Source organism: Sulfitobacter sp. HI0129, from assembly GCF_001635395.1.
Taxonomy (GTDB): Bacteria; Pseudomonadota; Alphaproteobacteria; order Rhodobacterales; family Rhodobacteraceae; genus Sulfitobacter.
Genome location: NZ_LWGH01000252.1, coordinates 1 through 5,305 on the forward strand (window position 1 = coordinate 1; position 5,305 = coordinate 5,305).

Genomic DNA, 5,305 nt, shown 5'->3' on the forward strand with positions numbered 1-5,305 from the left:
GCATCATGGTCGGGATCGCGAGAACCAGCAAGGCCAGTGCCGAACCGATCAGCAAGGGCTGGGCGATGAAGAAGACCTGCAGGGTCGCCATCATGCGGTTCGCCAGACCCATCCCGACGTTGAGCACCAGCCCCGCAATGTAGAAGGGCGCGGCGAGGGAGAGGCCCAGCCGCAGGCTGACCTGCACCGCCCGCGCGAACTGGTCCGTCAGATCCGACAGCATGAAGGTGCCGGGCACGAAGACCTGATAGGACATCAGCAGGGATTCAATGATCAGGTGATGCAGGTCGGTGATGAAGATGAGCGCGGTAGCGCCCACCAGCAGCATCGCGGCAAGGCTGGTCGCCCCTTCGAAGGCGCCCACATTGGGGGCCAAAGCGTTGGCAAGGCCCGACATCAGGCCGATCTGGTAGCCCGCGAACTGAAGCGCCGACAGCAGCACCCGCCCCACAAGGCCGATCCACAGCCCGATGGTGATTTCCGCCCCGAACAACAGCATCAGCGCGGCGGGCCGGTCCTCTGCCACCGGGCCCACGCCCGTCGCGGGATAGAGTGCTGCCGTCATGACCAGCCCGAAGAGCAGCCGTTGGCGCACCGGCACGGCGGCATCGGAAAAGCCGGGCATGAACAGCAGCGCGCTGCCCAGACGGGCGAAGACGAGGAAATATCCCAGCAGTACGTCGGAGAGAAAGGCGGAGAGGTCCACCTGTCAGCCGCCGATCGTGCCGACCGTGCGAAGCGAGACCTTGCGATGGATTTCGGCGTTGGAGATCACGGGCGTCATCGGGCTGACCCGTTCCAGCATGGAACGCACGAAGGTCCGCGCCTCGGGGCTGACCATCAGCGCGGGCCATTCGTCGTTCGAGGCAAAGCGCTGGATTTGCTGGCGCGCCTGCAGCACGAATTCCTGCACGCGCTTGGGCGACATCACGAAATTGCGGTCTTCGCCGACGATCTTGACCGCTTCGGTAAATTCGATTTCCCACTCCGGCGACAGGGTGATGACGGGCACGAAACCCTGACCGTCGGACAGACCCTGACAAATCTGGCTGGATAGCCGGCGGCGCACGTTTTCGAGGATGAGCGTCGGTTTGCTGGTATTGCGCATGGCCTCCGCCATGGCTTCGACGATCAGCGGCAGATTGCGGATGGAAACCCGCTCCAGCAGCAATTCCTGCAGAACATGCTGGACCATGATCGCGGGCGAGGTGACGGGCAGATCGCTGACCAGTTTCTGATAGCTGCGGTCGAGCCCGTCGATCAGTTCCTTGGCGCTGGCATAGGTCATCAGTTCCGCCATGTTGTCCTTCACCACCTCCGTCAGATGGGTGGTGATGACGCTTTCGGGATCGACGACGGTGAAGCCCTGGGATTCCGCGTCGTCTGCCGTGCGGCGATCGACCCAGAGCGCGTCGAGCCCGAAGGTCGGCTCCTTCGCCTTTTCCCCGGCGAGTTTCAGCGGCGCACCTTCGGGGTTGATGACCATCATGCGGTCCGCACGGATGTCACCGCGCGCCGTTTCCACCCCGTGCAGCTGGAAGGCATAGCAGTTGATCGGCAGGTTCGCGTCGTCCTTGATGCGGACCGATGGCATGAGGAAGCCATATTCTTCGCTGAAGTGTTTGCGCAGCGATTTGATCTTGCTGGGCAGCACCGCGTCGGGCCGGTTGGCCAACCCGACGAGGCCTTCGCCCAGAACCAGCCGCAGCTCATCGAGCCGCAGGGGGTTCGCATCGGCTTCGGGGGTGGCTTCGGCCTTGGCCGCTTCGGCATCGGCTTTCTCCTTTTCCACCGCAGCGCGGGCGGCGCTTTGCTGGATCATATAGCCCAGCCCCACCATCGCCGCCGCGAGGAAGGTGAAGACCGCGAAGGGAAAGCCCGGCAGAAGCCCCACGCCGAAGAGCAGCGCGGCGGCCATGTAGAGCGCCTTGGGGAAGTTCGACAGCTGGTCCAGTACCGCTTCGTTCGCGGCACCCCGGGTGCCGCCTTTGGTCACGATCAGGCCGGCGGCGAGCGACACGACCAGCGCGGGGATCTGGCTGACCAGCCCATCCCCGATGGTCAGCGAGGTAAAGACATTCGCCGCGTCGCCCACGCCCATCCCACGCTGCACGACACCGATGAGGATCCCGCCGATGACGTTGATGAGCGTGATGATCAGCCCCGCGACCGCATCGCCGCGCACGAATTTCGACGCACCGTCCATCGCCCCGAAAAAGGCGCTTTCATCCTCAAGCTCCTTGCGGCGGCGACGCGCCTCGTTCTCGTCGATGAGGCCCGCGCCCATGTCGGCGTCGATGGCCATCTGCTTGCCCGGCATCGCGTCGAGCGAGAAACGCGCCGCGACTTCGGCGATGCGGGTCGAACCCTTGGTGATGACGATGAAGTTGATCACCACGAGGATCGCGAAGATCACGATGCCGATGACGAAATTGCCCGCGACGATGAAATTGGAAAAGCCCTGGATCACGTCGCCCGCCGCGTTGAGGCCGGTGTGGCCCTCGCTCAGGATCAGGCGCGTCGAGGCGACGTTGAGCGACAGCCGCAGCATGGTCGTGACCAGCAGCAGCGTGGGGAAGGAGTTGAACTGCAGCGGCGACGGAATCCAGAGCGCCACCATGAAGATCAGCACGCTGAGCGAGAGCGACAGCGCCAGCCCGAAATCGAGCAGCATCGGCGGCAGCGGCAGAAAGAGTACCGCCAGAACGAGCGTCATGCCGACGGCGAAGGCGATGTCCTTGTTGCCGCCCAGCATCGCGAGGCCGGAAAGGGCGGTGGGTGATTTGGTACCGGCGCTCATCCCGAAGCCTCATCGCTGTGATTGGTGAATTGCGGCAGCAGCGGCGTGATCTTGCGGCCCGAATAGATCGAGGTGCCGGCAGTGGCCTGCCCACCCAGATCGGCCCCCCATGTGGCGCGGGCCACCGTGGTGTTGGCGCTGGACTTCCGACGGGATCGCGAAGGCTCCCGCAGGGGGGCGATCTCTGCGTCGCCCGCGCCCTGCGCCAGCGCGGCGAACCCGTTCATCCCGCTGTTGGCGGCGGCGATATTGCGGTGCAGGCGCGTCAGATAGACGTCGCGGAATTCGGGTTCGAATGAATGGTAGGATCCGGCGGCCATCAGCCAATCCCCGGTGCGAGCGTGGAGCCGCTTGAGAAACCGCGCGGCATATTCGACGTTCACGCGCGGGTCGAACCCCTGCGCGGGGCTGTCGAAAGCTTCGGGGTGCCAGCGCATGTTGATCTGCATGCAGCCCACATCGATGGAGGCGATCCCGGCACGCTGACGCTCCGCGATCCAGTTGAGCGCGGCGGCGCGGGTGTCGAACAGCCTGCCTTCGCCTGCCGCGTTGACGGCAAAAGGCCAGACGGTGAAATGCCCGCCGCGGCGGGTGCCCGCCTCCTGCAACCCGATGGCCAGCAGAAGGTTGTCGGGGATACCGTGGCGTTCCTGTGCTGCGAGGATTTCGCGGATGCAGATGCCCGTCGCCCCGTCGGGCGAGATTGCCGTGGCGCTGCGGCGCGATTTACCCGTGGTGCTGGGGACGTAGAACCCCACCCAGCCTTCGGCCCGTGCCGGGGCTATGGGGCCGAGCCAGCCGATCACGAGGAGGCAGAGGAGAAGGGGGGCAAGCCGCATCATGCGCCGCCGCTCCCGATCAGGTCGAAAACGGTATCGGAGAGGCGCTTGAGCACACCGTAGGTGAACGGCGTCGCCACCAGAAGCGTGAGGAAGATCATCACGATCTTGGGGACGAAGGTCAGCGTCATTTCCTGAATTTGCGTCAGCGCCTGAAAGAAGGCGATCACCAGCCCGATGACGAGCGCGACGCCCAGCACCGGCCCGGAACCGAGAAGCACGGCCCAGACGGTGTCGGAGAGCATGTCATAGGCCTGTGTTTCCGTCATGGTCTAGATCGGCATCCGCAGGATTTCCTGATAGGCCTCAACGAAGCGGTCGCGCACTGAAACGGCGACCTTCACCGTGGATTCCATCGCCATCATCGCTTCGACAACCTGCTGTGTGCCGACCTCTCCGCGCAGACCGGCCTGCGCCGTCGCCTCGCCGGTGCGCACCGTCTCCAATGCTTCGGCGGAAGCGTTGCGCACCATCGAGGAGAAGTCCGTCGCTGCCGGGTTTTCGGCTGGCGTGGTGCGGTCTGCGCGCAACGCCTGCGAGCTGCGATAGGCGCCCCGGACGGCGGCGGAGGATATGAGGGAAGGATCGGTCACGCGGGGCTCACTTCAGCAGGTCGAGCATCTGGCCGCGCATCCGGCGCCCTGCTTCGAACATGTTCATGTTGGCTTCGTAGTTGCGCGATGCCTCGCGCATGTTCGCCATTTCAATCACCGGGTCCACGTTGGGGCGCTTCACATAACCGTCCGCATCCGCCGCCGGGTGGGAGGGATCGTGATCCAGACGGAAATCTGACAGGTCCCGGCCGATCCGGTCGACCTTGACCAGCGATGCGCCGCCGTCCCGGTCGAGCAGTTCGGCAAAGCTGATGGTCTTGCGCTGGAAGGGGTCGGCGCCCGGTGTCGTGCCGGTCGAATCCGCGTTGGCAACGTTTTCGGAGATGACCCGCAGCCGGGCCGTCTGCACCGTCATGCCGCTGGCGGCGATCTTGCCGATGGAGGAAAGGGGATCCATATGCGCTCCTATCTGTTGCCGGTCACGGCCAGGGTGAGAAGATCGTAGCTTTTGCGGTAGAGCTGCGCAGCCATGCGGTATTGGTCCGATGTTTCCGCCGCACGGATGGCCTGTTGTTCGAGGTTGACGGTATTGCCGTCCAGCGTCGTGGCGGTGGCCGTGGCATCATCGATTTCCCGCACGCCATTGGTGCCGGTGCGGCCTGACACATGCATCGGATGCGTCGTTCTCAGGCTGCCGGTGTCGCCGGTCGTGCTGTCGCGGAGCATGGTTTCAAACGAACTCACATCGCGCGCCTTGAACTCGGGCGTCGCGGCGTTCGCCACGTTTTCGGATGTCACCTTCTGCCGGGCCGCCAGCCAAGTCATGCGGTCCGAGGCGAGTCCAAATATCGATAGATTGGACAAGTTCATTCTTGTATCACCGCTCGTTTTTTTCATGTATAAAGCAAATTAACCTTGTATCAAAGAGGAAATTATCCATGGATGCGCTGTTTTCCGAGCTGACGAGCTTTGCCCGCGACGCCGGAGAGGCCAAGATCATCGGCGAAGTCAGCGCCATTACCGGGATCACGCTCACGGCCATCGGCCTCGAACGGGTGCTCGGGATCGGGCAGCGCTGCATCGTGCGCGGCTCTGCCGGGCCGGTGCGGGCA

7 protein-coding genes are annotated in these 5,305 nt (G+C 64.2%); all 7 read right to left on the reverse strand.

From position 1 onward, the window contains the following. On the reverse strand, window positions 1–706 hold a 706-nt coding region (locus tag A3764_RS04740), incomplete at its 3' end, for a flagellar biosynthetic protein FliR (RefSeq protein WP_067951261.1). A gap of 3 nt (window positions 707–709) precedes the next feature. After that, window positions 710–2,800 carry a flagellar biosynthesis protein FlhA gene (gene flhA / locus A3764_RS04745; RefSeq protein WP_067925806.1) on the reverse strand — a complete coding sequence of 697 codons (2,091 nt, stop codon included), beginning with the start codon at window positions 2,798–2,800 and terminating at the stop codon, window positions 710–712. Further along, window positions 2,797–3,642, reverse strand: coding sequence for a lytic transglycosylase domain-containing protein (locus A3764_RS04750; RefSeq protein WP_236628019.1), 846 nt, complete (start codon window positions 3,640–3,642; stop codon window positions 2,797–2,799). The genes flhA and A3764_RS04750 overlap by 4 nt, the downstream gene beginning before the upstream one ends. Then, window positions 3,639–3,908 carry a flagellar biosynthesis protein FliQ gene (gene fliQ / locus A3764_RS04755; protein WP_067925799.1) on the reverse strand — a complete coding sequence of 90 codons (270 nt, stop codon included), beginning with the start codon at window positions 3,906–3,908 and terminating at the stop codon, window positions 3,639–3,641. The genes A3764_RS04750 and fliQ overlap by 4 nt, the downstream gene beginning before the upstream one ends. A 3-nt stretch (window positions 3,909–3,911) precedes the next feature. Next, window positions 3,912–4,232 carry a flagellar hook-basal body complex protein FliE gene (locus tag A3764_RS04760; RefSeq protein ID WP_067925796.1) on the reverse strand — a complete coding sequence of 107 codons (321 nt, stop codon included), beginning with the start codon at window positions 4,230–4,232 and terminating at the stop codon, window positions 3,912–3,914. A gap of 7 nt (window positions 4,233–4,239) precedes the next feature. Further along, window positions 4,240–4,650, reverse strand: a complete 411-nt coding sequence (gene flgC, locus A3764_RS04765; protein WP_067925793.1) for a flagellar basal body rod protein FlgC — start codon at window positions 4,648–4,650, stop codon at window positions 4,240–4,242. An 8-nt stretch (window positions 4,651–4,658) separates the two neighbouring features. Continuing rightward, window positions 4,659–5,063, reverse strand: coding sequence for a flagellar basal body rod protein FlgB (gene flgB / locus A3764_RS04770; protein WP_067925790.1), 405 nt, complete (start codon window positions 5,061–5,063; stop codon window positions 4,659–4,661). Window positions 5,064–5,305 lie beyond the last annotated feature (242 nt).

Bases quoted from the DNA above. Each gene is read 5' to 3' on its own strand.
- flhA (WP_067925806.1), bottom strand. From the start codon at position 2,800: ATGAGCGCCGGTACCAAATCACCCACCGCCCTTTCCGGCCTCGCGATG.
- fliQ (WP_067925799.1), bottom strand. From the start codon at position 3,908: ATGACGGAAACACAGGCCTATGACATGCTCTCCGACACCGTCTGGGCC.
- flgB (WP_067925790.1), bottom strand. From the start codon at position 5,063: ATGAACTTGTCCAATCTATCGATATTTGGACTCGCCTCGGACCGCATG.
- flgC (WP_067925793.1), bottom strand. From the start codon at position 4,650: ATGGATCCCCTTTCCTCCATCGGCAAGATCGCCGCCAGCGGCATGACG.
- A3764_RS04750 (WP_236628019.1), bottom strand. From the start codon at position 3,642: ATGATGCGGCTTGCCCCCCTTCTCCTCTGCCTCCTCGTGATCGGCTGG.